The following is a 25963-nucleotide window of genomic DNA, read 5'->3' on the forward strand; positions in this document are numbered from 1 at the left end:
AAGACCGCAAAAGCCACGGGGTATCAGCCTCATGCGGAAAACGGCCCACGAGTGGAGGGGCGCTCAACGGCCGAGCCCGAGAAAGTCCTGGAGCCACCGATCGACCTCGCGCATGGTCTCGCTCTCGGCCGTGCCCGAGCGCCGGGTGATCCTTGTCGTCGACACCGTCCGCGGCTGCTCGGTCATCGCGAAGCTCGGCTTCGGCAGGCCGCTTCGCTCGCCGACGACGGGAACGTGGTGCGGCCAGGCGCGATCGACGGACGTGATCGGGAGGACGACGACGAGGTCACGGACGCTGGTGAGGTAATCCGCGCTGCACACGACGAGCGCAGGACGGGTGCCACGCTGCTCACGCCCCGCAGTCGGATCCAAGTCGACCCAGACGACTGCGCCTCGCTCGAGGGGCGTGGGTCCAGCGGTCACGGATGAAGACCGTCGTCAGCCAACGAGTCCCACGCCTCGGTCTCCTCCCGGTAGGACGCGTCCGCCTGGTCGTACGCCGCGCGGACCGCGTCGAACCGGGCGCGCCGGTCGGCGTCGTCGAGCAGTCCGGCGATCACCTCCGCAGCAGTCATCCGCTGCTCCCCGGCGCGTATCGCGATGCGCTCGCGAAGGCTCTTGGGCACCTTGATCGTGGTGAGGAGGTCAGGCATACCAACGAGGATACTCTTAGGGCTACCTTCAGTACACTCTCCTGTGCGCGTGACCGTGTGGTTTCGCCTCTACGTCGACGGCTTCCGTTCACGGCGATGTCACTCGCCCGGGTATCGCCCCGGTCATGATCGGACTCGTGGTACTCGCCGTCCTCGGATCCTGGTTCGTCCTCTCCGCCCTCACCGCCGTGGGATGTGCCGCGGTGGTGCGTGGTGGCGTCGCGGAGGACCGTGCCCGCGGCTACCTCAGCTATCGGTCCTGACGAGCCGATCACCGTCGCCGTGCCAGACCCGGTTCCGGGTGGCAGAGTTCCGTAGGTGAAGACCTGGCTCGACGCGTGGCCGGTGTACCGGCAGTTCACAGGCTCTGACCCCCTGGGCCGCGGCAAGGCCGCGCGCAGCAAGGCGACCGAGGCCACGGTGTCGCGAACAGCGACCGCCGATCGGGTCGTGCAGAGCGTCTGCCCCTACTGCGCCGTCGGCTGCGGGCAGAAGGTGTTCGTCAAGGACGAGAAGGTCGTCCAGATCGAGGGCGATCCCGACTCGCCGATCAGCCGCGGCCGGCTGTGTCCCAAGGGCAGCGCGAGCAAGCAGCTGGTCACCAGCTCGACCCGGGTGACCACCGTGAAGTACCGCCGTCCGTACGGGACCGAGTGGGAAGACCTCGACCTGGACACGGCGATGGAGATGATCGCCGACCGCGTGCTCGACGCCCGCCGCAAGGGCTGGCAGGACGAGTTCGAGGGCAAGCGCGTCAACCGGACGATGGGGATAGCGAGCCTCGGAGGGGCGACCCTCGACAACGAGGAGAACTACCTCATGAAGAAGCTCTACAGCGCCATGGGCGCGATCCAGATCGAGAACCAGGCCCGGATATAGCACTCCGCGACGGTGCCCGGTCTGGGTGCCTCGTTCGGCCGTGGTGGCGCAACCAACTTCCTGGAAGACCTCGCGAACTCCGACTGCATCGTCATCGAGGGTTCGAACATGGCCGAGTGCCACCCGGTGGGGTTCCAGTGGGTGACCGAGGCCAAGGCGCGGGGCGCCAAGATCGTGCACATCGACCCGCGGTTCACCCGCACCAGCGCGATCGCCGACCTGCACGTGCCGCTGCGCATCGGAACCGACATCGCGTTCCTCGGCGGGCTGATCAAATACGTGCTCGACAACGACCTGTACTTCAAGGACTACGTGGTCGCCTACACGAACGCGGCCGCGCTGGTCGGTGAGGAGTTCGTCGACGCCGAGGACCTCGACGGCCTCTTCTCCGGGTTCGACGCCGAGAGCGGCCACTACGACGAGGCCAGCTGGCAGTACGAGCCGGAGGAGGCACCGCACTCTTCCTCCGAGGACCCGACCGGGGCCGCGGAGCAGGACCGCACCGAGCAGCACCCCGACGTGAAGGACGCCGACCGCGCCCAGGCCGCCGGCAGCGGCGGGCCGCCGATCCCGGCCAAGCCCAAGCGGGACGAGACGCTGCAGCACCCGCGCTCGGTCTTCCAGATCCTCAAGCGGCACTTCGACCGCTACACGCCGGAGATGGTGTCCGAGGTGTGCGGCATCGAGCCCGACGTGTTCGAGCAGGTCGCCCAGTGGGTGACGTCGAACAGCAACCGCGACCGGACGACGGCCTGGGTGTACTCGGTGGGCTGGACGCAGCACAGCGTCGGCGCGCAGTACATCCGCACGTGCTCGATCCTCCAGACGCTGCTCGGCAACATCGGCCGCCCCGGCGGCGGGATCATGGCGCTGCGCGGGCACGCCAGCATCCAGGGCTCGACCGACGTCCCGACGCTGTTCAACCTGCTGCCCGGCTACCTGCCCATGCCGCACTCCCTGCAGCACCACACGCTCGACGACTACTGCGCCGACGCGGAAGGCAAGGCCGGCTTCTGGGGCAACAAGCGCAGCTACATGACCAGCCTGCTCAAGAGCTACTGGGGCGACGCCGCCCAGCCCGGGAACGACTTCGCCTTCGACTACCTGCCCAAGATCAGCGGCGACCACAGCTCGTACCAGACGATCGCCGAGATGATCGAGGGCAAGGTCTACGGCTACTTCCTGGTGGGCGAGAACCCGTCGGTCGGGCACCCGAACGGCCGGATGAACCGGTTCGGTCTGGCCAACCTCGAGTGGCTCGTCGTCCGCGATCTGCAGATGATCGAGTCGGCGACCTTCTGGAAGGAGTCCCCCGAGATCGAGACGGGGGAGCTGGCCCCGGAGACGATCGGCACCGAGGTCTTCTTCATGCCGGCCGCCAGCCACGTGGAGAAGGAAGGCACCTTCACCCAGACGCAGCGCGTGCTGCAGTGGCGGCACAAGGCGGTCGATCCGCCGGGCGACGCCAAGAGCGACCTGTGGTTCTACTTCCACCTGGGCCGGATGCTGCGGGAGCGGCTGAAGGACTCGACCGACCCGCGGGACCGTCCGCTGCTCGACCTCACGTGGGACTACCCGACCCAGGGCACCGACGCCGAGCCGAGCGCCGAGGACGTGCTGCGCGAGATCAACGGCGTCGGCCCGGACGGACGGGCGCTGTCGTCCTACATGCAGATGAAGGACGACGGCTCGACCAGCGGCGGCTGCTGGATCTACTGCGGCGTCTACGCCGACGAGGTGAACCAGGCCGCACGTCGCAAGCCGGGTCGCGAGCAGGGGGCGGTCGCCTCCGAGTGGGGCTGGGCCTGGCCGCTGAACCGCCGGATGCTCTACAACCGCGCCTCGGCCGACCCCGCCGGCAAGCCCTGGAGCGAGCGCAAGAAGTACGTCTTCTGGGACGAGGAAGCCGGCGAGTGGACCGGGCCCGACGTGCCCGACTTCGAGAAGAACAAGCGGCCCGACTACGTGCCGCCGGACGGCGCGAAGGCGCAGGACGCCATCGGCGGCGCCGACCCGTTCGTCATGCAGGGCGACGGGAAGGCGTGGCTGTTCGCGCCGTCCGGGCTGGTCGACGGCCCGATGCCGACCCACTACGAGCCCGCGGAGTCCGTCGTCGAGAACGCCTTCTACAAGCAGCAGGCGAACCCGACGCTGGAGAGGATCGGCGGCCCGTGGAACCGCGCGAACCCGACGCGCAGCGAGGTCTTCCCGTTCCAGGTGACCACCTACCGGCTGACCGAGCACCACACGGCCGGCGGGATGAGTCGCACGCTGCCCTACCTGGCGGAGCTGCAGCCGGAGTTCTTCGTCGAGGTGAGCCCCGAGCTCGCCGACCTGCGCGGGCTGACCCACGGCGACTTCGCCACGCTGGTCAGCACGCGGACGGCGCTGGAAGCCAAGGTGCTGGTGACCGAGCGGGTGCGGCCGATCAAACTGCGCGACGGCACGGTCGTGCACCAGATCGGGATGCCCTATCACTGGTCCTACGCCGGCATCTCGACCGGAGACTCGGCCAACGACCTGCTCGGGATCGTCCTGGACGCGAACACCCACATCCAGGAGTCCAAGGTCAGCACCTGCGACATCGTGCCGGGACGGCGGCCGCGCGGGCCCGCGCTGCTCGAGTTCGTGGAGTCCTACCGACGGCGGGCCGGCGTGGACTCGGGCCGGGTGGGCCTCAACGGGCGCGCGCCCGACGACGCGCCGATGGTGAAGGGACAGTCCGGCTCATGACGGCACACGGCGAGAGGAGGCGGGCATGACCTCGATCAGTTCGGCGAGCCCGGCACTGACCGGCAACGATCCGAAGAACCGGCTGTTCGGCCCGTTGCCCGACGTCTCGGCGGAGGCCGGCTACGTCGAGGAGCACCCGAAGCGGGTCGGGTTCTTCACCGACACCTCGGTCTGCATCGGCTGCAAGGCCTGCGAGGTCGCGTGCAAGGAGTGGAACACCCTGCCGATGGACGACTCGCACGGCACGCGCGACGTCATCGGGCTGTCGGGGATGTCCTACGACAACACCGGCCAGCTCGGCGCGAACTCCTGGCGGCACGTCGCGTTTATCGAGCAGACGCGCGTCGTCGACCTGCCGATGCCGGCGGTCGGCCTTCCCGGGGCGCTGAACCGGCCGGAGATGCCCGCGCCCGACAGCGGCGACCTGGATAGCACCGCGAAGGCCCAGGCCAGTGTGCTCAACGCCGAGGCCCTGTCGGAGTTCGATCCGCAGACGGCGCAGACCGGGGCGGATAAGCAGATCCGCTGGCTGATGAGCTCCGACGTCTGCAAGCACTGCACGCACGCCGGCTGCCTGGACGCCTGCCCGACCGGGGCGTTGTTCCGCACCGAGTTCGGCACCGTCGTCGTGCAGCAGGACATCTGCAACGGCTGCGGCTACTGCGTGCCGTCGTGCCCGTACGGCGTCATCGACCAGCGCAAGGACGACGGCCGGGTCTTCAAGTGCACGATGTGCTACGACCGGCTGACCGACGGGCTGATGCCGGCCTGCGCGACGGCCTGCCCGACCCAGTCGATCCAGTTCGGCGACCTCGACGAGCTGCAGGAACGGGCCGACGCCCGGCTCGCGACGCTCCAGTCGCAGGGCGTGGAGACCGCCCGCCTGTACGGGCGGGACGAGAACGACGGCGTCGGCGGCAACGGGGCGTTCTTCCTGCTCCTGGACGAGCCGGAGGTCTACGGCCTCCCGCCGGACCCGATCGTGCCGGCACGCGACCTGCCCGCGATGTGGAAGGCCGCCGCCACGGGGGCAGCGATGATCGTCGGGGTGGCTGTCTCCGCCGTCCTGGGTTCGCGGAGGCGGTGACGGCATGACGAGCGGGATCGCGACACCGGGCGCCGGCTGGCGCAAGGCCGACGGCGCGGCAGCGCAGAAGAACCAGAAGCGGCGCCGGCGGGGCAACGGCCGCCGGGGGCGCAACGCCGAGATGGCGATGGTCGACGAGGCCGAGTTCACCTCGTACTACGGCCGCCCGATCATCAAGGCGCCGGTGTGGAAGACGCCCGACGTGCCGCTCTACCTGTTCCTCGGCGGTGCTGCGGGCACGTCCTCGATCCTCGCTGCGCTGGCCGACGCGAGCGCTCGGCCGTCACTGAGCCGCGTGGGTCGGTTCGTGGCCGGGGGTGGGGCGATCGCCTCGGTCGGGTTCCTGGTGCACGACCTCGGCCGGCCCGAGCGGTTCCTGCACATGCTGCGGGTCATGAAGCCGACGTCGGCGCTGTCGGTGGGGACCTACATCCTGTCGCCGTTCAGCGCGGCGGCCGGCGCGACGGCAGCGGTCGAGCTGCTCGGCTGGTTCCCGCGACTCAAGCGCTTCGGCGGAGCGGTGTCGGCCTTGTTCGGTGGTCCGATGGCGACCTACACGGCGGTGCTGCTGGCCAACACAGCCGTGCCGTCGTGGAACCACTTCCACACGAAGCTGCCGTTCGTCTTCGCCGGGTCCGCCATGGCCGCCGGCGGGGGACTCTGCATGATCTTCACGCCGGTCGACGAGGCCGGGCCGGCCCGCAAGATGGCGGTCGCCGGTGCGGCGGTCGAACTGGGTGTCGTGCACCAGATCGAGAGCGACGAGAGCATCGTCTCCGAGCCGTACCACCTGGGCCGGGCGGGCAGGTTCATGCAAGCGGCGAAGACCTGCACCGCTGCGGGCGCCGGGCTCACCGTCGTGGCCGGACGCACCCGCCTCGGGGCGGTTGCGTCAGGAACGCTATTGGCCGCGGGCTCGCTGCTGACCCGGTTCGGGGTCTTCGACGCGGGGATGGCCAGCGCCCGGGACCCGAAGTACACCGTGATCCCGCAGCGCGAGCGCATGGCTGCTCGAGATCGCGAGCACGCCTCCACCATCACGCGCTGACGCGAGGCAGCATCCATCGGCGCGCGAAAACCTGTGCCTACGGTGGGATTGAGCGCCCTTGCGGAGGATTGTCGATTTAACTGGTCTAGTTCGGTGACCGCTCGCTGGATGGGTGCCGCGCGTAGCAACGGGACTACCCCGCTAGGGCGGTGGCTTATGAGCCGGCCAAGCGTGGCCTGCTAACGACGCCCATGCCGTACTCGACGACTGGCGGGAGCCCATACTCCTCGACGAACTGGAGGTAGCCCTCCCGCGCCTTCCAGTGGTAGCCCTCGGGACAGTCGTCAACGAGCAGGACTCCCCCCGGCTGCAGGCGGGCATACAGGCGCTTCAGCGCCACGTACACCGGCTCGGATAGGTCGACATCAACCAGGCCGGCGCAAATCGCAGGCGGAAGCGCGTCCTCAGCAACTGTGACGATGTCTCCCTGCACGAGCTCGACCTGGGGTGCCCCGAGCGCGTCGAGATTCCGACGGACCAGGCTCACCGAATTGGCGTCGAACATCGTCCGAGTCGCCTTGCGGGTTCCCCGCTCAAGGTCATCGCTGAACTGGCCCTCGACAAAGCCCCCGAAGGTGTCGACGCATACATAGCGTTTCTCAACACCAAGGCGCTTCAGCATCCGACCACTGAATGCAGCGGTACCCCCAACGGAACAGCCCACCTCGACGACGGACCCAGTCAGGTCCTGCGTGTCCTTCAAGACCCCTAGCCACATGTGCAGCCGCTCCGGTTGCAAACCGATAGGAGCGTGCCGAAACAGCAGGGGCCGCAAAGCTGACTTGGCCATGTACTTGAGCCGCACGGATGCACCCACGATTTCTCCTCGCCTGCTGCGCGTGCGACACCCTCGGCCGCTGGCATCCACGGTAGATGACCTGGTCGGCGCCGCCATCCGGCGCCGCCAGCGTCGGCCACCAGGCAGCCGCCAGACGACAGGCATCATCCGAGGAGGGGTTTGCCGCCCGACGACGACCTCGATGGGCAGGACCACGCGCTGTGCGCCGACGTCGGCTGGGGGTCAGGAGACGAGTAGGCCGCACCGGCCTCGCCCAAGTCAAGTGCGTCGTCGGCCCACGTGACCTCGCTGACAGTCCATCTCCCCCGCCCGTGCGTGCGGCATACTTTGGCGGTCTCGCCCCGCTGCCGCGTAGGTTGCGCTTGTTCTCCCGGGGTAGATAGCAGGAATGGGTAAGGCCTTGGCTACCGCGAGCAAAGGATTGGCGGCTGATGAGCGGACGAGCGGTTCCCGCCCAGGCTCGGCTGCCATTTCGCCGAGTCGCTAATTTTTACGTGTTGACAGCCATATCAGCTTTGGCGCCACTGATCGCTCTGCCTGCCATCACCTCTGTCGGCGGGGCTTCGGGATTCGGCGCTATCGTGCTGGGCCAATCTCTAGGTTCGGCGACAGCCATGGTCGTCCTCATGGGCTGGGGGCTGGTAGGTCCGCATGAGGTAGCCGGCCGATCCAGCAGACAAGATGCACTCCGCGACCTCTACTGGGTGAGCATGCTCTCTCGGTCATTCGCTGCCGCTGCACTAATCCCTCCATTGGCCGTCGCGGCCTTTTTGCTCGCCCCGGCCGAGCCACTGACCGTTGCCGCCCAGGCCATCACAAGTTCACTCGTCGGATTGTCGAGTTCCTGGTTCTTCACCGGCTTGGGACGCAGCGGTCTGGTGGCCCTCTATGAGACTTTGCCCCTTGCAGGTGGGGCGGTGGCCGCTTCGATCGCGCTGTGGATGGGTATGCCGCTGCTGGGATATCCGATAGTGACGGGGGGCCTCTTCCTCATCTCTATCGGAATGTCCGCGCGCAAGCTGGGTGGCGGCGCCCCGCGCCGCGGCCGAGGCTACCGAAGAGCCGTGAAGCGAAGTCTGCGAGATCAGAGCCAAATGGTGGTTGGTTCACTAGCGTCATATGCCTATACGGGTTCCTCGGTGCCGATTGTGGCAGCTGTCGCGCCCCAGTCGCTTCCGGTCTTCGCCGCAGTCTATCGGGTATATCTGCTGGGTAGATCTCTTCTGTTTCCATTCAAAAACGCTCTCCAGAGTTGGGTTTCCGCAGAGAGCCGCCCTGATCAGGAGTCGCGCAGTCGGACAGCGGTGGTAGTCACAAGCGGGGCGAGTGTCCTTGCGGCTGTTGGGATGGCAGTCCTGCTGCCACTCCTCGACGAACTCATCTTTTCCGGATCAATTCGTGTCGACCTGCGTACAGCCGCGACGATGTCCATCTCACTAATCATCATCGGTACGGCCATGGGTTTATCGGCTTACTGCCTTATCCCACGGGGACTGGTAGCCGTCGTCGTAAGGGCCTCCGTTGTCGGCGCGGTGGTCGGGGTTCCGCTTCTGATCGCTCTCGCGAAGTCTTACGGCGCCATAGGAGCGGCATTGGCAGTCTCGCTAGCCGAGGGAGCGGTTCTCGTGTACCTCGCAGTTGGCCTTACGCGGAGGCGGGCTGAAAGTCCGAAAGGCCAGACAAATGTAGTCGGCCGGCTCCAGGAAGTCGCTGAGGTGGACCGCACATGACCCGAGATGCCGTGTCAATCATCATTCCCCATTACGGGTCTTCCTTACTTCTTCGGCGATGCCTCAATTCATTGGTGGATCTCCAGGAGTCCGATGAAGTGATTGTCGTTGATAATGGCACTGGGGTCGAGCTCTCGGGGTCGCGGGTGACGCTCATCAAAAATCCCGAGAACCGCGGCTTCGCCATCGCTTGCAATCAGGGGGCTTATGCGGCGAGTAACAATCTGCTATTGTTCCTAAACAACGATACGAGGCCGCGCGATGGTTGGCTTGCGTTTTTGTCCGAAAGCATTTCGAGCGATTCGGATGTTGCCGTCGTGGGATGCAAGTTAGTGTTCCCAGGTGGCGAGATTCAGCACTCGGGTTCAGTCGTCTCCCTCGATGAGCGCGGAATGCTGCGGGGGTACAACTTGACGGCCGACCTGCCGAAGCGCTATGTTTCCGCCGTGACGGCCGCCGCAATGCTAGTCAGGCGGGATGCATTTCTTGATATCGGCGGCTTCGACGAAGCTTATTGGAACAGTCATGAGGATGTGGACTTGTGTCTTCGACTCGGTGAGGTCGGCTGGAAGATTCTGTACGATCCCCGTGCCATAGTTCAGCACATTGAGAGCGCAGGCGGCGAACAGCGACACGTGGGAATTGATGCTGCGAGGGTCCGCTTTAATGAGCGTTGGGTCGGGAAGGTGACTCCCGAGCCCAGGCCAGTCGCGCATCCCCTGAGCCTCAGACGGAAAGTTCGGAATCTTGCGCGTCGCCGCTTGAGGCGCCTAGTCGGGCGCCTGTAGGTGCCCGCTGCCTACGCGCAGTTCCTAAGCCAAGAAGCAATGGTCTCTAGCCCAGGCGCCGTTGGGTGACGTCTGCCCTGGCCGCTGAAACGGCAGCGGTAAGACTGGGCACGAGCGCGGTGGGTGTGAATCGGTCGAGTGCCCGGGTGCGAGCGGCGTGACCGTGTGCCGTCCGTATCGCGGGGTCGCCGTACAGGCGAAGCGCGCAAACTAGAGACTCCAAGCTGCCCGCCGGAACCGCCTGACCGGCATCGCCCAAGGCCCAAGTGAGCGGCTCCAGTGAGCTCACGACTACAGCACGCCCGGCGAGCATGCCGTCGATCAGCTTCATCGGTAGCTGTCCTCGACCCCACCCCTCATCGAGGGAGGGTAGCGCCACGATGTCGCTTTCTGAGAGCAGGTGGTATGCCTGCTCTTCCGTGACTTCTCCGGTCCAGGTCTCCCATGGAGCTGCCGACCCGTCTTGCGGGGCATCCGCGGTGATCACCAGTCGATAGCCCGAGACGGCGAGTTCAGCGGTAGCGCGCCGCAACAAGTGGATGCCCTTGTGAGCCTTTGGCGTGCCGACGAACGCGATTGTTGGGGCGCGGGACATGTGGGGACGACCTGGGCCACGGTCTGGGCGAGCGTGCGGAAGGAGCGTCCCGCCGTGCCGGCGTTGGAGAACAGGGTTCGAGGTGAGAACCGGGAGCCCTCGAACGGCCCGCGCCAAGATTCCATACCGCGCTGCACGGACTGCGAACCGCGGGAGATTCAACATCGAGGGGCGACCGAAGACGCTTTGTCTAAGGACGTCCAGGTCCGGGTCGTCGATGTCTACCAGAAGTGGTGTCCTTACCGGCCCGAAAGCCCGTAGAACAGATCCGAGGCTGTCCCACCGTGGCTTGAGAGCGATGACGGCGTGTAGGCGCCCCGCCAAGCGCTCACGAAGCTGCCCCACCGTCACCCGCTGTAGCGCTGAGTCGACGTCTGCCCCTCGAACGGGTTCCCAGATCCCGGGAGCTGATGATGCCGTCACGAGGGTCACGGCATATCCCGCAGCCTGAGCAACGCGGTAGACGGCCTGTGTGCGCCCCATCTGGTTGTTGGTGGGGTCACCGGTAACGAGCAGCAGGTCACGCCGTCCCGCGCAACTAGTGCGAGCGGAGGCGGCGTGATCTACCGATGTCGGGGGACCCGGCTTCATCGAGTGCGCCGAACTTCCGGCTGTAAGAGCTTGCGGGCTGGCTGTACCGGCCGTCTCAATCGGAGGCCGTGGGCAAGCACCAGACAAGCGAGCCACACAGGGGTGGACCGGCCCTCTGCCCAGTAGATGATCCTAGGCAGCTCGAGAACGGGCACGAGACACACCGACGTGACCAGGAGGCCGACCAAACTTCCGAGCCGCATCGCGCGGTAGGCCCGCCCTATAGCGAGGCCGAGGAGGATCCAGAAGACAAGCATGCCCACCAGTCCAAGTTCAGCATAGGTGACCAGGAAAGACCCGGGGCTGTTGTATTCAGGATTCGCCTGATTCTTGAGAAAGTCCTGCCACCATGGCGCACCCTTGTCGCCGACTATGAACTCCATGAACTGCGCCGTGGCGGGAAAGCTCCACAGGAATTTCAGCGAGTAGGAGGTTGGGTACCCGTAGACGTCGGACGCGTCGACAAAGAGTGCACTGTTGTTGACCGCGGTGATGTAGTAACCAGACACTCGGGACGTCACATACTGGAAGAAGGAGTCCCCCGAGGTCGCCCCGACCGTGAGCCAACTACGTGAATACTCGAAAATTGCAAAAAATGTCCAGAGCGCGGGCAGCGCCAGGAGCGGCGCAAGCTTGATCGCTCCCTCGATCCAAACGGGGCGCCGTCCCCCCTTAGGGCGACAGACTGCGGCCACTACGACAACAGGACCCAGCACCTCGATGAGGGCCAGGCGCTCGGCATACAGGAATGACCGAAGGGCCGCGAGCGCCAATACGATATAGAGGTAGGTCTTCTCCGATCTAGCGTCGGGAACCAGGCGCATCCTTATCATGCACAGTGCTGCGACCACTGGACCGAACTGGGTGATGGTGGTTATTCCCCCGATGGGGGTGGCGTTCTTCTTTAGGGCGCTGACCGCGCCTGGTTCAAACTGCAAGATGGCTAGCAGTTGCGAGAGGGTGGCGCCCCGCAGCGCCGCGGAGGTGGCCCAAATCACGTAGCCCGCGACTGTCAAAATGAAAAGCGTTCGCGTCGCGCGACCCAAGTACTCAACCTGCCGCGGGGACAGGGTTATTGTCGCGGATCGACTGCTGGTCGGCCTCCACGACGCAACGGCAATGGCAAGCGCAAAGGCACACGCGCCCACGATCAACAGGACGGCACTGTTTCCGCTTAGGACCTTCGGTACCCCCCAATCAGCGAAGGCCGACGATGGGAGGCTCAAGCAGTAGAGCGTCAGCCCGGTCGGGATGGCGAAGGCAAGTAGCGCTGGATGCAACCACCAGGGCCAGGTCAGGCGTAGCCCAACAGAGGCCTCAGTAGCCACTTGACCGGCGTCGTTCTCCCGCGCCTCGAGCTCGCGCATCATTCTCTACGGTCTTTCAAACTTCGCCGGCTGGAGTCTCGATGTCAGGAAATCCTCGAGGAGGGCAGCTCGGGCAGCCCAATCGTATTGCTTGGCAAATCGCTGACCCTCGTGGTTAAAGCCGGGCGCCGCAAGTGCGGTGGCCATAGCCACTGCCTCCTCGGGAGTTGCGAAGAGCGAGACCCCGGGGGCCTGGCGCGCGGTGAGGGCAGGCGAACTCGTGGCGAGCACAAAAAGCCCCGAAGCCAAGTACTCGTAGAACTTCATGGGACTGCGTCCGTCGTTGATGCGCATATCTGTGAGTGGGAGTATGCCCACGCTGCCACCGGCCAGGAACTCGGGCACCCCTTCGTAGGGAATAGGTCCTTCGTAGTATAGGTTCGGCGGCGGGTCTCCCACCGCCGTCGTCACCGGTCCGGCCAATCGAAATTCCGCCGCCGGTAGCGCCGAGGCGAGACGATATACCGTTCGCCAATCGAATCTGTCGTCTATCGCTCCGACGTAGCGGAAGCCCTGGCCGGCACGCGACGGCGCGGCGAACCTGTCGTACTCGACGCCGTTTTCGAGAGTCATGCTTGGCTTTGATCCGGCGCCGGGGAGGCGGTTGAGAACCGTGTCGGACGTCGCGATAACCGCGTCGGACGCGGCGACCAACAGTGCTTCGTGTTGCGCTGACACTCCGTGGAAGTGGGAATCGGTCGGTCGGTAGACGAGCGCTCGTGAGGGCAGCGACAGAGCGAGTCCGGCCATGGTGGGCTGGTCAACCAGGACGACGTCAGGGGCGCTGAATCCGTGGGCGGCTAGAAGCCTGCGAGCATGGCGGTGTCGGCCGGCGCCAGTGATCCAAGCCCGTCCTATCACCGCCTCCGGTAGGAACTGCCAGGGGACGCCATGGAGATCACCGGCATCTCCTCGCCGGGGGCGTCGAAGAAGACTGAACCGCTGCAGGGTCACGGCATCGCCCTTGGCCACGCGCCCTATGTGGGCTGCCGTCAGGGGCGTTGACAGGTGGAAGACCGCATGCCCGCGGCGGGCAAACTCTCTTGCGAGGTGGTGACTTCCGACGCGGACGGTGCCCGTGTCGGGTGAGTGCGACAGAAAGACAACCTTCACAGGCGCTCGTCCTTGTTGTTCCCGCGTACGGCCTCACGCAGCCGCTCAAGAATCACGGACCGCTGCGCAGCAGCCTTCACCCTGCCGGCGGCTACTCGCCGTCGGTACTCCGCGCGCAACTCGGGCGACGCTCGCAGCTGCTCAAGCTGGCCGAAGACCATCGCTGGTTCAAAGGCTTTGGAGTTGTGGACGAAGTCATCAAGCCCGAGGTCGGCAAATGCGCCCCAGCCCTTTCGCTCATAGGCCAGGTGCACCACGTAGTGCCCGGCACTGAGGGCAATGAGGGCCGCGTGTAAGCGAACCGCCGCTATGACTCGTGGGCTCATGCCCCCCAGAGTTCCACGGGGAATGACCTCGACTGGGCAGACTGACGCCATCGCAGCCCGGTCGTCATTCGTGCCCGTCGCGCTCTGCACGTAGCCGTCGAACTGGTTCAGGAGACGGGCCAGCTCAACCACCGGCCGAGGCACCTCCCCATCGACCGCGCGAACGCTGAGCACGTAACGCCCAGACGGTTGCGTCGATTCGACCTCGCCCGGACCTAGACCTACCGCCAGATCCGACATACGTAGGGCGTTGCGAGTCCGAAGTTCTTCGCGCGACCGGTCATCCCGTACGTAGACCGTGGAGACCCGCCCGAGGAGCTGACGCATCACCGGCCACACGGCGCCATGAAACGGCCCAACGGACTGCGGAAGGTAGACGGCTGGGGCACGAGTCAGGGCGGCGAACAGGAGTTGCGGCCCGTGCACCACGAATGTGCGGGCGGTCTCGACCAGGCTCTTCCCGCGCAGATAGCCGCCCCCTACGCCGACAACCAAGTCGTATCGCGGGTGGCGCAAGAGCTGCCGATACAAACTGTTCGACCGGAGAAGGTGGCGAGGGTTGGACGAGAAAACGGTCGCATCACGATCGTTGAAGCTGGCCGGCCGGGATGCTGCGAGATCCACTTCGCAGTCCCTTCCGAGGGCGTCGCGAACCAGTTCGATGGCTTCGTCCATGAGCAGGCCGTCACCCAAATTGTCGGCGCTGTAGCCGTGAAGGATTAGCGCCCGCATCACTGCACTTCCTTGTAAAGGGCGATGTGCTCATCAACGGATCTGTCCCAGGTGAAACGAGAGGCCCAGGCGGGCCCCTCGCCTCGGAAGCGATCGGCCGCGTCCGCGTCGCCAAGGACCTCGACGATTCCGTCGGCCACTGCATCAGCGTGGATGTCGCGAAAGCGGATCGACGGGCCGGCAACCTCTGCGAGCGAGCCGCGGTCGGAGCAGACGACCGGAGTGCCGCAGGCAAGAGCCTCCAGGACAGGGAAGCCAAAGCCCTCGTACTGGCTGGGAAAGAGAAAGGCGACGGCGTGCTGCAGGAGCCAGAGCTTCTCCTCCTCCTCCGTCCACCCCAGATAGCGGACGCCAGGTGCGGCGGCGATCGCCTTCATGGATGAGTCGGAATTCCACGCGGGCTTCCCCGCAATCACGAGATCAGGGGCGCCAGAGGTCCGTTGAGCGATGGCGTGTCCGTCAATGAGCGCAGCAAGGTTCTTGCGCGGTTCGATGTTGCCGACGTACAGCAGGAACTGGCCGCCGGTCTCCTCGACGACGGCGGCCAATCTGCGACTGGGCGGTGTCTCGTCGGTCTGGGCGAAGTAGCGGGGGTCGATGCCGTGGTAGATCACGCGGATGTGACTTTGATCGATCTCAAAAACGGTGGCGATGTCTCGCGCGCTGCTCTGCGACACCGTGATGACCGCGTCAGAGGCTGCGATCGCACGTCGGACGCGGGCCCGCCATGTCGCCTCCTGCCGCTGAGAGCGGATTCCCGACACGTGACGGCTCGCGATGCCGTGAACGGTGACAACCGTTGGGGCCCTTGTCGGCACCAGGGGTCCCGTATCGGCCGTGTAATGCAGAAGTGTGCCCGGGGCGCGCCGAAGCCCCGTGAGGGTCTCCAGCCCGGCAGTGACCACCGGGTTCGAGTGGTGCGGCATCGACTCGACAACCCACCCCCTGGAACGCAGCCCAGCCGCGATGGCTCGCGTGTAGGTCGAGTTGCCGCCGACGTGTCGGTCGAGGACCCGACCGGGCATGAGGATCTTCATCCTCATCCGCGTCCGGAGCGGTAGAGAGCCTCGAGAGCCTGCGTGGCGACGGAGCGGTTCATGTGATCGAGGATCCTGGCCGAGCTTCGCCGTTCCTCCTCGTATCGCCTCTCGGTCTCGTGAAGGTCCACTACGTGTGCCGCCAGCTCCTTGGGGGTCTGGAATACCGCCACGGGTAGTCCTTCGAAGGCGCCGATGCTCCGGGCAGCGATGGGAAGGCCGAGTCGCGCGGCGTCGAGCACGCTCACAGGAAATCCCTCGTAACGGGCGGTGTGGCAATACGCCGAGCATCCGGCAAGTTCTTTCGCTACCGCCGGACCGTCGAGCCATCCCGTGACCTTGACGCCGGCTTCCTCCAATGCGCGCCGGGCGCGCTGGTCGCCGTCGCCCACCCAAATGAAGTCGAGAGAATCGTCAAGGCCGCGGGCGGCGATTGCCGTCTCGCGGAAGAAGTCAGGGTCCTTCTGTGGGGCAATGCGCCCCGCCATGGCAACGCGCCGGGCCAAGCGGTCAGGTGGAACGGTGGCTTCTCGGAGGGGCGTCCAATTGGGCACCTCGACCACAGCTAGTCGCCCCGGCGCGAGGGAGCGCCCGAGTGCTGCTTCGTGGGGGCTGACAGCCGCGACAGTGCTGGTACGCCTGGCGAGCACGGCCTCCGCTGCCCTGAGCAACGCGCGGATTGTCTTGGGACGCGCCGGGTCGCTGAAGGCAAAGCAGTGGGGCTGGTAGATGACCGGGACGTGGTGAGGCAGCACGCGAGCCAGTACTCCGGCATGGCTCGAGTGGGCGTGCACCAGGTCGGGCTTCCAGTCGCGCAGGGCCGTGGCCAAGTTGCGAGCGGCGCCTCGCCATCCCACGCCCAGGTGGCGCGCTGCCAGGAAGGTGCCGGGCACGTCGTAGGGGCCGTCGTACAGCAGGTAGTGATCGATGGCCGGAGTGAGATCCGGGATCGTGTCGATCACGGTTCGAACGCCACTCTCATAGCGGGCGGTGACGTGGAGTACGCGAACGGGCCTGCACGACCCGAGCAGGTTGGAGGTAGGGCGGTCTGCGGTCATGCGACGCTCGCCCGCCCTTCTGATGTGACAGTTGCGCCCGCGCTCTCGTGGAACACCACCTCTATCCGTTGACCGGCGGTGGCAGCATCGTCCGTGACCGTGAGCGACAGTCGCAAGTTCTGTGTGCCGACACACAGCGCCACAGTGCCCTCCGGTGACGCGGGCCGCTGACCCCTGCGTCACCCGGTAGAAGGGGAGGCGGCCAAGCGTTACGCAGAGTGAGTCCCGGTGCCGTACCTTTTCGCTGACGTGGGCGGTGAGCTGCCGCTGCGTGGTGAAACGGGACGGGGCGCGGTGTGGACCTGAGTAGCATCTTGGCGGCGTTGCGCGCGTCCTGGTGGATGCCGGTCGCCACAATGCTCGCGGGCGGTCTGCTCGGTTTGTTGCTAAGTCTCGCCACTACACCGACGTACACCTCCTCGACCCGGCTCTTCATCTCGGTGAGCGGGGACAATTCGACGGCAGCACTCTCACAGGGAAGTACGTTCTCTCAGGACCGCGTGGCCTCTTACGCGCAGTTGCTGCAGAGCGAAGGGCTCGCTGCTCGGGTGGTCGACGACCTCGACCTGCGACTTACCCCGCGGTCGTTGGCGGAACAACTCTCGGCCTCAGTGGTGAGCAACACCGTGCTGCTCGATGTCGCGGTCACAGACACCTCGCCGGACCGGGCGCGTGATATCGCTCGTTCGGTGGGAACCGAGTTCGCGGAGATGGTTCAGGAGCTGGAGACGCCGGACGGGCAGGCGAACTCCCCGGTAAAGGTCACCGTAGTAGCCCCTCCAGACCTGCCGACCGGTCGGAGCGCACCGCGAACTGCTCGGAACGTTGCGGCGGGCGCTCTCCTGGGCCTCGTAGCTGGCCTAGGGCTCGCTGTGGCGAGGGTTCACCTTGACCGGACCGTCAAGGATCCGACCGAGGCTGCAGAACGCGCAGGTGTGCCGGTGATTGGAACAGTCATTCGGGACGACGGGGTCGGCTCGCGCCATGTGTTCGATCGGCAGACTCCCACGCGCGTGGCGGAGGACTACCGTCAGCTACGGACGAATCTTCAGTTCCTTAACGTGGACGACCCGCCCAAGGTCATCATGGTGGCCAGCGCCATGCCTGCCGAGGGCAAGACAACGGCTGCCATCAACCTCGGCCTAGCGCTCGCCGAGGCAGGCCGGCAAGTAACGATTCTCGACGCAGACCTTCGTCGGCCGCGCGTTACCAGCTACCTCGGGATGGTAGGCGGGGTGGGGCTGACCAACATCCTGGCCGGCACGGCAGTCATGACGGACGTGATGCAGCCGTACGCCGACACGGGGGTTTCCGTGATCGGAGCAGGGCCGACGCCGCCTAATCCAAGCGAGCTCCTCGCCTCCAAGCACATGCTCGCGCTCATTGACGAATTGCGCGGGAAGAGCGAGTACGTACTCATCGACGCTCCGCCCCTGCTGCCGGTCGCCGATTCAACGGGGTTGGCAGTCATGGTCGACGGGATCCTGCTCTCTGTTCGCTACGGCAAGAGCCGTAAAGATCAACTTGAGCAGGCTGCCGCAACTTTGGAGCGGGTGGGGGCCCGCACTCTGGGGGTGATTCTCAACATCGTCCCGCCTAAGGCGGGTATCACTGCCGCCTACGGCTACGGCTACAGCTACGCGGAGACAGCTCCCGAGTCGAAGCAGCGGCGTGGCAGGCGCCGGGCGTCATGACGCAAGTCACGTTTACGCCCTAATGGGTGCGCGGGCAGCGGGCGGGGCAGCAGATTCAGCGTGCCGCGACGTTTAGTAGTTATGTATGACCGTGAGTGACGGAACTCTTGTCCCGGTCACCCATCGGCCTTTTCCTAGCTCAAGATGTAACGGAACCGACCTACTCAGGATGCAAAACCGTAGGTAGGTTCGCCTAGCCGGTTGAACAGTGAAGTTCCTGGCGCACACGGGGGTCAGTCGCCTGGGTCACACATGCCCTGGCAGAGCGCACGGGGGTTCGCGGCTTGTCCATGCTCGATGTTCGTCGTGACGAAACGGTTCGTCACATTCCGCAGCAGCGCGGTCGCCGCGCGTCATGGTCTGCGGCGCTCCTGCGCGGGGAGGGCACGGAAGCCCGCCGCGCATGGCGGGCCAATTATGTCCGTCGCCTCGTCGCCCTCGATGTCCTCGCTGCCTTGGTGGCGGCCTTCGTCGCCCAGGCCTTCGAGGTCGGTGCGGCCACCGGCTCTCTTGTCAGCGCGGGAAGCCCGCTCTGGTCGGTTCTCGTTCTCCCCGTCCTCTGGGCTGGCTCCATGATGGCCGCCCGGGCGTACGAGGAGCGGTTCCTATGGGTCGGCGCGGAGGAGTTCCGCCGCGTCTTCTTCGCCGCCGCGCTGCTGCTCGCCATGCTGGGCACTCTCTCCTGGGCCTTCCGCCTCGAGGTGGCCCGCGGCTTCGTGATCGTCGCCGTCCCTCTCGCCACGGCGCTGACGCTCAGCTTCCGGCTCGCGCAGCGTGCGCTCCTGCATCGACAGCGGGCCGAGGGCAAGTTCCTGCAGACCGCCATCGTGGTCGGCCACCGCAGTGGCGTCGCGGCGCTGCACGAGCAGTTCGAGCGCCAGTCCAAGCACGGCTACCGCGTGATCGGCTGCTGTGTCCCCGCGCGGCGTGACGGACAGGCCATCACGTTCGACGGACTCCCTGTGCTCGGCTCCCTGGATGACGTCGTCGACGTCGTCCGCAAGTACGAGGTCGACACCGTCGCCGTCCTGCCGTCGCCGGAGCTCGAGGGTGCTGCCCTGCGCCGCCTGGGCTGGGACCTCGAACAGACTGAGGCGGAGCTGCTGCTCGCTCCCGCCGTCACCGAGGTGGCCGGCCCCCGGGTCCGGATCCGCCCCGTCGCCGGTCTGCCCCTGATGCACATGGAGCGCCCGTCGTTCACGGGACATCGGCGCGTCATCAAGGACTCCTTCGACAAGACCGCCGCCGTTGTCGGCATCCTGCTGGTCGCGCCAGTCCTGATCTCCCTGGCGCTCGCAGTCAAGCTCACCAGCCGCGGGCCGGTCTTCTTCAAGCACGAGCGGGTTGGCCGTGACGGCCAGCCCTTCCACGTCTGGAAGTTCCGCACGATGGTGCCGAACGCCGACAAGATCGAGATGGACCTCTTCGATCAGAACGAGGGCAACGCTGTCCAGTTCAAGATGAAGCGGGACCCGCGGATCACGTCGGTCGGCGCGGTCATGCGCCGCTACTCCCTCGACGAGCTGCCGCAGTTCTTCAACGTGCTCGGCGGCAGCATGAGCCTCGTCGGGCCTCGCCCGCATGTCACCCGCGAGGTCGAGCAGTACGGCTTCGACATGGCCCGCCGGCTGCTTGTCAAGCCGGGCATCACCGGCCTGTGGCAGGTCAGCGGCCGCTCCGATCTCTCCTGGGACGACTCGGTACGCATTGATGTCCGCTACGTCGAAAACTGGACGCTCACCTTCGACCTGATGATCCTGTGGAAGACGGTGGGGGCCGTCGTGCGCGGTTCCGGTGCGTACTGACCTGCACACTGTGCGGGTGCCCGGCCCACTCGCGGAGTCGGGCTTCACCCTCCTGCTCGTGTGCACCGGCAACATCTGTCGGTCCGCCCTGGCCGAGCGGCTGGGCCGCGCCTACCTCGACGAGGTGCTCGGCGCACAGGCCGGTGCCGTTCGGCTGGTGAGCGCCGGAACCCAGGGGGTCGTCGGGTCGGCGATGCATCCGCACAGTGACCTGGTTCTACGCGGCTACGGTGCCGCGGGCGGCGACTTCAGGGCCCAGCAGCTCACCGAGTCGATCGCCGCGCAGGCCGACCTCGTGCTGAGCATGACTCGCACCCACCGACGCGAGGTCCTGCGGCTGAACCCGCGCGGACTGGCGCGCACGTTCACCCTCCGCGAGGCGGCGGACCTCCTGGGCCTGCTCGGAGAGCACGCGCCCGACGGCCGTGGGTTCGACGAGCGTGCCCGAGGTCTGGTGCAGGCGATGGCCGAGGTCCGCTCGCGGCGCACGGCCGACGACAACGATGACGTGCCCGACCCGATCAGCGGACCAGTCGAGGCGCACGAGGAGGCCGGCGAGCTGATCGTCGGCACTCTTCTCCCGATCCTTGGCCGCCTCGCAGCGATGGTGCGGGAGCCTGAGGACGTGGCCCGTGCGGCCCCGCGACGCTGAATTCGCACCCTGGGTAGTCAACTCGTGGCGCAGGGATCCGGGACTGGCCGTTCCGTCCGAGTTCGTTCAGCTGGCAGGACCAAAGCCCTCTCGATCGTCCCTCACCGGCTGTAGTTTCTGCCCACCGTGAGCCGTTCGGGGGGCAGGGGACAAACGTGGCCGGCGTGACGACATTCGAGGATCCACCCGCGTCAGCGCGCTCGACCGCGCTGACCCGGACGCGGCTGCGCTGGTTCATCGCCTGTGGTCTCCTGTTCGGACTGCTGGGCGGCGGCCTGGCTTACGGGCTGACGCCGCTGCTGCCGACGACGTACACCGCCCAGTCGCAGATTGTCGTACGGGACCCAGGCGACATCGACCTGTTCGGCGGCCGCGGCAGCTCCAACATCACGCCGATCTCGCTAGCCGCTGCGCAGATCCTCCGTTCGCCAGAGGTGTCGATAGAGGCCAGCGACGTCCTCCGCGGTGAGTTGACTTCCGGTGAGGTCGGCGATCGGCTCACCATCACGACGGAGCCCAACTCCCCGGTCGTGACGGTCGACGCCACCGCACCGACGGCGGAGGAGGCGAAGGACCTCGCCAACGCCGTCACCACGGCCTATCTCCGCGTCGAGGAGGACAGCTACGCGAGCGGCGCCGACCGGGCCGCTCAGGTATTGGGTGAGCTTCTTGACAGCCAGCGGGCGCGCCTCGACGAGGTGCAGGCGGCGCTGGCGGCCAAGGTCAATGCCGTTCGAGCCGTGGTCCCGCTGTTCATCAATCCGGTCGACAGTGCCAACTACCTGCAAGCCACGCTCGAGACCGACGTCGAGTACCTGCGACTGAGCAACGAGGCGACCGCGCTGGCCGAGAGCGTCAACGGCACCGAGGACACGATCCGGCAGAGCGACGTCAACTACCGGCTCCTGCAGTCGGGCGTGGACCGGATCATCCGGGCGGAGCTACCGACAACCACGACCAGTCCGTCTTTGGAGAAGAACGTCGCCGGCGGCGTGCTCGCAGGGGTGCTGCTCGGTGTCGCGTTCGCCTGGTGGGCCACGGAACGACGCCGGGCGATCGACCCCGCGGCCGCGGCCGGTGCCCTCGGCGCCCCCCTCCTGGGCAGTTTCGGTCCGGACCGCAGGCTGCGCCGCTTCCCGCGGCTCGCCGACTTCGCCGCCGACTCGGCGACGGGCAACGAACTGAAGGTGCTGACCTCCTCGCTCCTGTTGAGCGCCCGACGCCGCGAGAGCGGTGCCGTCGTCATCACCAGCGCCCACCGGGGTGAGGGTAAGAGCGCCCTGGCCTGCAACATCGCCGCTGCCGGCGAGTACACCGGCCATGCTGTCGCCCTCGTCGACGCCGCCACCGGCGCCTCGACCGTCACCGAGGTGGTGGGTCTGTCGTCGTCGCCCGGGCTCTCCGAGGTGCTCGACGGCGGACCGCTCGCCAACTCGATCCAGGTCCTCTCCTACGGCGAGGGCCGCACGCTCTCGGTGATGCCGGTTGGCCGCGACGGCTGGCGGCAGGAACCCGGGCGCCGGCTGAACGCCGATCGCCGCGCCGCGTGGTTGTCGGCCTTCGACGGGCATGGCGCACTCACCGCGATCGTCGACGCGCCACCCGTCAATGACCATCCGCTGGCTCTGCAACTGGCCCAGGGCGGGATCCTCGTGGTCGTCATCTCGCCGCTGACGAATCTGACCGACCTCGAGATGATCCGGAACCGTGCCGAGGTCGCTGACGTCCGGATCGTCGGGTTCATCGTCAACGAGTTCCGCCCTGGACGCCGTCTGCCGTTGCGCCGGCTGACCCGGCACGGGGCGTACCACGGCGAGCTGACCCAGCTACCCGAGTCGGAGAAGCAGACCCTGGCCGGCTGACCCCTTTCGGTCAGCGGGGGACGTCGGGCAGCGCCTGGTTCTCGAACTCTGCGGCGTTCGCGGCCAGGGAGTCGCTGCGCAGGTAGGTCCACATCCGCTCGCCGGAGACCATGTCCAGGTAGACGACGCTGGCCGGGCCCTCCATGCCGGTGCCCAGCACGGGCGCGGTGAAGAAGTCGACGTTCTCCGGCGAGACGTTCCGCATCGAGTAGGCCAGGGCCAGCAGGTCGCCGTTCCCCAGGGTGTCGTCGACGGTCACCGCACTGGTGACGGCAAGCATCGCGGAGTCCAGCTTCGCCGGGTCCGTGAAGGTGTTCGAACTGAACAGCTTGCCGAACATCGCCCGCAGGTACTGCTGCTGCCGCTTGACGCGGTCGAAGTCGCCGCCGAGCAGGCCGTGCCGCTGGCCGAGGTACCACCGGGCCTGGTCGCCGTCGAGGTGGTTCATGCCGGCCGGGAAGGTGTACGGGCCGTTCGTCGTCGTCTCCGCCACGACGACGTCCACGCCGCCCAGGTCGTCGGTGACCTGGATGAGTCCCTCGAAGTCGATCGCCACGTAGTGGTCGACCCGCACGCTCGTCAGCTGCTCCACAGTCTGGATCAGCAGGGATGGGCCGCCCCACGAGTAGCTGGCGTTGATCTTGCTGCGACCGTGACCGGGGATGTCGACCCACGAGTCGCGCGGGATCGAGATCAGCTGTGCGTGCGCCCGGTCCGCCGAGAACCGCGCGAGCATGATCGCGTCGGACCGACCGTCGGGGTCTTCTCCCTCGAGGGTCTCGCCACGGGTGTCGGAGCCCACCAGCAGGAACGTGACCGGCTCGTCGGAGGCAGACTCGACCGGCGTCGCCGGGGCCGGGCGGGAGTCCTCGTCGAGGCCGGCGAAGACGTCGGAGACGCGGTCGATGTTGCCGCCCCAGCGGTTGGTCAGGAACCACAGACCGCCGCCGACGACGAGGGCGAGTACGAGGCCGAGGACGCCGAGGCTGATCAGGATGCGGCGAAGTACGCGGCGGCGGCCGGGACGCTCGCCGGTCTCGTCGTCGCCGGCTGCCGCGGCGTCCTGCGTAGCGGCGCCGTCGACAGCCATGCGCGCGGCGCTCTGCGCGCGTGCGTCCGAATCGTCGGTGCTCATGCCCAGACCCCCGTGTGGCAGATGACCGCCCGAGGTTACGGGGCTTAACAGCGAGGCAGGGTCGGCTTCCTACCCTGTCGGGTGAGGTTCAGCACGGGGGTGGAGCGCTCAGAACGACCCGGACTCGCGCGGCTTACGCATCTGCTGCTCCGAGGCTCTTGCCGGAGCCCGACCGGCGGGCGGACGCGCGGTGGGGATCAGCGGGGTCATGTGATCCGGTGTCGCGGGATCGCGGACGGCGTCCGCTGTGTCGGTCGTGAACGGCTGAGCGGGACCCGCGACGACGGGCGATGGCACGTCGACCACGAAGTTGGGCGACGCGGCCTCGGCCGCGGCGGAATCCTCTTCCTTGCGGTCGGCCAGCCGGATGCCCCTGCCGATGAGTACTCCGAGGAGCGCGGCGACGGCAAGCCACACCGCCCCGATCAGCAGCACCCAGGTCATGTGTCCTTCTTAGGTGACCGCCGGTGCCCCTCCCGAGTTCCGGCGTGGGCGAAAGATGCCAACATCCGTACAACGCTCTGGCGCCTAGGGTGAGTGCCCCCGGACGCGCCCAGATACGCGTGACGCGCGGGATCAATGTGCACCGAGGGACTCTCGGTGCGACGTCGTGATCCAGTTCGTCCGATGGCGCGCCGGCCGGTCGAACGACCCGTCATGTCCCTCGCACGGAGGACGCCGGGTCCTGCAGCGCATGAGGGTGGTCTCACCGGATGGCTTCCACCACTGCATTCGATCTAGCGTCGGCAGTGACACGTGCGGGAGCGCGTCGTTGGACAACCGTCCAGTTCCCGCTGAACGGAGCGATACATGAAGATCTCGGTCATCGGTTGCGGCTATCTCGGCGCCGTCCACGCGGCATCGATGGCCGAACTGGGTCACGAGGTCATTGGCATCGACGTCGACCAGCCAAAGATCGACGCGCTGTCCAAGGCCAAGGCGCCGTTCTACGAGCCCGGCTTCGAAGGCCTGCTCGAGCGGACGCTGGCCACCGGGCGTCTCCGGTTCAGCACCGACTTCGCCGACGCGGTCGGCTCGAAGGTGCACTTCCTCTGCGTAGGCACACCGCAGAAGCGCAGCGAGTACGCCGCCGATCTCCGCTACGTTGAGGGCGCCACGGAGTCGCTGATCGGTGTCGTCGCTCCCGGTGAACTCATCGTGGGGAAGTCGACGGTGCCGGTCGGGACGGCGGCTCGGCTGGCCGAACTCGTCGAGGAGAAGGTGCCGGGCGCTCTGCTCGCGTGGAATCCGGAATTCCTGCGGGAGGGCTTCGCCGTCCAGGACACCCTGCACCCCGACCGGCTGGTCTACGGCCTGCCGTCCGGCACCGACGGTGACACCGCGCGGGCGCTGCTCGACGAGGTGTACGAGACCATCGTCGCCGCAGGTACCCCCAAGGTGGAGGCCGACTACGCCACGGCGGAGATGGTGAAGACGGCGGCGAACAGCTTCCTGGCCACCAAGATCTCCTTCATCAACGCGATGGCCGAGCTGTGCGAGGCCACCGGCGCCGACGTGAAGCTGCTTGCCGACGCCATCGGCTACGACGACCGGATCGGCCGCAAGTTCCTCAATGCGGGACTCGGCTTCGGCGGCGGTTGCCTGCCCAAGGACATCCGGGCCTTCATGGCCCGGGCGGGCGAGCTGGGTGCCGACCAGGCGCTCACCTTCCTGCGCGAGGTCGACAACATCAACATGCGTCGCCGCATCCGCATGGTCGAGTTGGCGCGCGAGGTCTGCGACGGCTCACTGCTCGGCAAGCGGGTCGCCGTCCTCGGAGCGGCGTTCAAGCCGAACAGTGACGACATCCGCGACTCCCCGGCGCTCAACGTCGCCGCCCAGCTGCAGCTACAGGGCGCCGTCGTCCGGGTGACCGACCCCGCCGCGATCGAGAACAGTCGCAAGCTCTGGCCGCAGCTGGACTACGCCGACACCGCCGAAGAAGCCGCCGAGCGCGCCGACGCCGTCCTGGTGCTCACTGAATGGCAGGACTACCGCGACCTGGACCCGGCGGCGTTCGGTCGCATCGTCAAGCAGAAGCGCGTGCTCGACGGGCGCAACGCACTCGACCGCGAGGCCTGGACCGCCGCAGGCTGGAGCTACCGGGCACTCGGCCGCCGGGCCGGCTGAGCCCGCCCAGGCCGGCCGACGCGCCGCGATGGGCGCGCCCGTCCGCGTGTCCCGCTACCGTCGTCCCAACAGAACCGCCGGACCGCTGCGTCCGGGGGGAGCCGGCCGGGTCGTCCGTCGGCCGAACACGCATGGAGGTTGAAGCGGCG

At 66.9% G+C, this 25963-nt stretch carries 19 protein-coding genes and 1 pseudogene; 10 read left to right on the forward strand and 10 right to left on the reverse strand.

Going from position 1 to position 25963, the window contains the following annotated elements:
* Positions 1–63: 63 nt before the first annotated feature.
* Together E4P38_RS02585 and E4P38_RS02590 are read right to left on the reverse strand one after the other, a co-directional pair.
* A complete protein-coding gene (locus tag E4P38_RS02585) occupies positions 64–423 on the reverse strand; it encodes a type II toxin-antitoxin system PemK/MazF family toxin (protein ID WP_135130172.1) in 360 nt (119 codons plus the stop codon).
* Positions 420–653 carry a toxin-antitoxin system protein gene (locus tag E4P38_RS02590; RefSeq protein ID WP_135130173.1) on the reverse strand — a complete coding sequence of 78 codons (234 nt, stop codon included), beginning with the start codon at positions 651–653 and terminating at the stop codon, positions 420–422. The genes E4P38_RS02585 and E4P38_RS02590 overlap by 4 nt, the downstream gene beginning before the upstream one ends.
* Before the next feature lie 125 nt (positions 654–778).
* Here E4P38_RS02590 and E4P38_RS22745 point away from each other — a divergent pair, with 125 nt between their 5' ends.
* The 4 genes and pseudogenes from E4P38_RS22745 (at position 779) to nrfD (ending at position 6400) form a co-directional block, all read left to right on the forward strand.
* A complete protein-coding gene (locus tag E4P38_RS22745) occupies positions 779–916 on the forward strand; it encodes a hypothetical protein (RefSeq protein ID WP_167760417.1) in 138 nt (45 codons plus the stop codon).
* 55 nt (positions 917–971) lie between these two features.
* Positions 972–4265, forward strand: a pseudogene (fdh, locus tag E4P38_RS02600) (formate dehydrogenase).
* A 25-nt stretch (positions 4266–4290) separates the two neighbouring features.
* Complete coding sequence (locus tag E4P38_RS02605) at positions 4291–5352, forward strand: 4Fe-4S dicluster domain-containing protein (RefSeq protein WP_135130176.1); 1062 nt, start codon at positions 4291–4293, stop codon at positions 5350–5352.
* Positions 5353–5356: 4 nt separating this feature from the next.
* The gene (nrfD, locus tag E4P38_RS02610) at positions 5357–6400 is read left to right on the forward strand and encodes an NrfD/PsrC family molybdoenzyme membrane anchor subunit (protein WP_135130177.1); all 1044 of its coding nucleotides are present in this window, start codon (positions 5357–5359) and stop codon (positions 6398–6400) included.
* A gap of 154 nt (positions 6401–6554) precedes the next feature.
* Here the strand turns inward: nrfD and E4P38_RS02615 are convergent, their stop codons facing one another.
* On the reverse strand, positions 6555–7217 hold the full coding sequence (locus tag E4P38_RS02615; protein ID WP_167760418.1) for a TylF/MycF/NovP-related O-methyltransferase: 663 nt from the start codon (positions 7215–7217) through the stop codon (positions 6555–6557).
* A 1708-nt stretch (positions 7218–8925) separates the two neighbouring features.
* On the opposite strand from E4P38_RS02615, the gene E4P38_RS02620 reads away from it, so the two are divergent.
* Positions 8926–9717, forward strand: a complete 792-nt coding sequence (locus tag E4P38_RS02620; protein WP_135130179.1) for a glycosyltransferase family 2 protein — start codon at positions 8926–8928, stop codon at positions 9715–9717.
* Positions 9718–10899: 1182 nt separating this feature from the next.
* Here the strand turns inward: E4P38_RS02620 and E4P38_RS02630 are convergent.
* The 5 genes from E4P38_RS02630 to E4P38_RS02650 are packed head-to-tail and all read right to left on the reverse strand — an operon-like array spanning position 10900 to position 16440.
* Positions 10900–12270 carry an O-antigen polymerase gene (locus tag E4P38_RS02630; RefSeq protein WP_167760420.1) on the reverse strand — a complete coding sequence of 457 codons (1371 nt, stop codon included), beginning with the start codon at positions 12268–12270 and terminating at the stop codon, positions 10900–10902.
* Positions 12271–12276: 6 nt separating this feature from the next.
* Positions 12277–13383 (reverse strand): hypothetical protein, encoded by a 1107-nt coding sequence (locus E4P38_RS02635; RefSeq protein ID WP_135130182.1) that lies wholly within the window; start codon positions 13381–13383, stop codon positions 12277–12279.
* Entirely contained in the window at positions 13380–14441 is a 1062-nt protein-coding gene (locus E4P38_RS02640; RefSeq protein WP_245160787.1) for a polysaccharide pyruvyl transferase family protein, read from the reverse strand. Before E4P38_RS02640 ends, E4P38_RS02635 begins: the two co-directional genes overlap by 4 nt.
* A complete protein-coding gene (locus E4P38_RS02645) occupies positions 14441–15478 on the reverse strand; it encodes a glycosyltransferase family 1 protein (RefSeq protein WP_135130184.1) in 1038 nt (345 codons plus the stop codon). The genes E4P38_RS02640 and E4P38_RS02645 overlap by 1 nt, the downstream gene beginning before the upstream one ends.
* Positions 15479–15480: 2 nt before the next feature.
* Positions 15481–16440 (reverse strand): glycosyltransferase, encoded by a 960-nt coding sequence (locus E4P38_RS02650; RefSeq protein ID WP_167760421.1) that lies wholly within the window; start codon positions 16438–16440, stop codon positions 15481–15483.
* 392 nt (positions 16441–16832) lie between these two features.
* Between E4P38_RS02650 and E4P38_RS02655 the strand changes: the two genes are divergently transcribed.
* From E4P38_RS02655 to E4P38_RS02670, 4 genes are all read left to right on the forward strand, one after another.
* Entirely contained in the window at positions 16833–18230 is a 1398-nt protein-coding gene (locus E4P38_RS02655) for a polysaccharide biosynthesis tyrosine autokinase (protein ID WP_135130186.1), read from the forward strand.
* A gap of 290 nt (positions 18231–18520) precedes the next feature.
* A complete protein-coding gene (locus E4P38_RS02660) occupies positions 18521–20035 on the forward strand; it encodes a sugar transferase (RefSeq protein WP_135130597.1) in 1515 nt (504 codons plus the stop codon).
* A gap of 16 nt (positions 20036–20051) precedes the next feature.
* Positions 20052–20687 (forward strand): hypothetical protein, encoded by a 636-nt coding sequence (locus E4P38_RS02665; protein WP_167760422.1) that lies wholly within the window; start codon positions 20052–20054, stop codon positions 20685–20687.
* A gap of 164 nt (positions 20688–20851) precedes the next feature.
* The gene (locus E4P38_RS02670) at positions 20852–22549 is read left to right on the forward strand and encodes a hypothetical protein (RefSeq protein WP_135130188.1); all 1698 of its coding nucleotides are present in this window, start codon (positions 20852–20854) and stop codon (positions 22547–22549) included.
* A gap of 10 nt (positions 22550–22559) precedes the next feature.
* Here the strand turns inward: E4P38_RS02670 and E4P38_RS02675 are convergent, their stop codons facing one another.
* On the reverse strand, positions 22560–23684 hold the full coding sequence (locus E4P38_RS02675) for an LCP family protein (protein ID WP_245160743.1): 1125 nt from the start codon (positions 23682–23684) through the stop codon (positions 22560–22562).
* 108 nt (positions 23685–23792) lie between these two features.
* Positions 23793–24128: a hypothetical protein gene (locus tag E4P38_RS02680; protein WP_135130189.1), complete on the reverse strand. Its 336-nt coding sequence runs from the start codon at positions 24126–24128 to the stop codon at positions 23793–23795.
* Positions 24129–24494: 366 nt separating this feature from the next.
* Here E4P38_RS02680 and E4P38_RS02685 point away from each other — a divergent pair, with 366 nt between their 5' ends.
* Positions 24495–25814, forward strand: a complete 1320-nt coding sequence (locus E4P38_RS02685) for a UDP-glucose/GDP-mannose dehydrogenase family protein (RefSeq protein WP_135130190.1) — start codon at positions 24495–24497, stop codon at positions 25812–25814.
* Positions 25815–25963 lie beyond the last annotated feature (149 nt).

The organism is Blastococcus sp. CT_GayMR16 (assembly GCF_004570875.1).
Lineage (GTDB): Bacteria > Actinomycetota > Actinomycetes > Mycobacteriales > Geodermatophilaceae > Blastococcus_B.

Excerpts from the sequence above, each read along its gene's own strand:
- E4P38_RS02590 (WP_135130173.1), bottom strand. The coding sequence starts at position 653 with ATGCCTGACCTCCTCACCACGATCAAGGTGCCCAAGAGCCTTCGCGAG.
- E4P38_RS22745 (WP_167760417.1), top strand. The coding sequence starts at position 779 with ATGATCGGACTCGTGGTACTCGCCGTCCTCGGATCCTGGTTCGTCCTC.
- E4P38_RS02605 (WP_135130176.1), top strand. The coding sequence starts at position 4,291 with ATGACCTCGATCAGTTCGGCGAGCCCGGCACTGACCGGCAACGATCCG.
- nrfD (WP_135130177.1), top strand. The coding sequence starts at position 5,357 with ATGACGAGCGGGATCGCGACACCGGGCGCCGGCTGGCGCAAGGCCGAC.
- E4P38_RS02620 (WP_135130179.1), top strand. The coding sequence starts at position 8,926 with ATGACCCGAGATGCCGTGTCAATCATCATTCCCCATTACGGGTCTTCC.
- E4P38_RS02630 (WP_167760420.1), bottom strand. The coding sequence starts at position 12,270 with ATGCGCGAGCTCGAGGCGCGGGAGAACGACGCCGGTCAAGTGGCTACT.
- E4P38_RS02640 (WP_245160787.1), bottom strand. The coding sequence starts at position 14,441 with ATGCGGGCGCTAATCCTTCACGGCTACAGCGCCGACAATTTGGGTGAC.
- E4P38_RS02645 (WP_135130184.1), bottom strand. The coding sequence starts at position 15,478 with ATGAAGATCCTCATGCCCGGTCGGGTCCTCGACCGACACGTCGGCGGC.
- E4P38_RS02660 (WP_135130597.1), top strand. The coding sequence starts at position 18,521 with ATGCTCGATGTTCGTCGTGACGAAACGGTTCGTCACATTCCGCAGCAG.
- E4P38_RS02675 (WP_245160743.1), bottom strand. The coding sequence starts at position 23,684 with ATGAGCACCGACGATTCGGACGCACGCGCGCAGAGCGCCGCGCGCATG.
- E4P38_RS02680 (WP_135130189.1), bottom strand. The coding sequence starts at position 24,128 with ATGACCTGGGTGCTGCTGATCGGGGCGGTGTGGCTTGCCGTCGCCGCG.
- E4P38_RS02685 (WP_135130190.1), top strand. The coding sequence starts at position 24,495 with ATGAAGATCTCGGTCATCGGTTGCGGCTATCTCGGCGCCGTCCACGCG.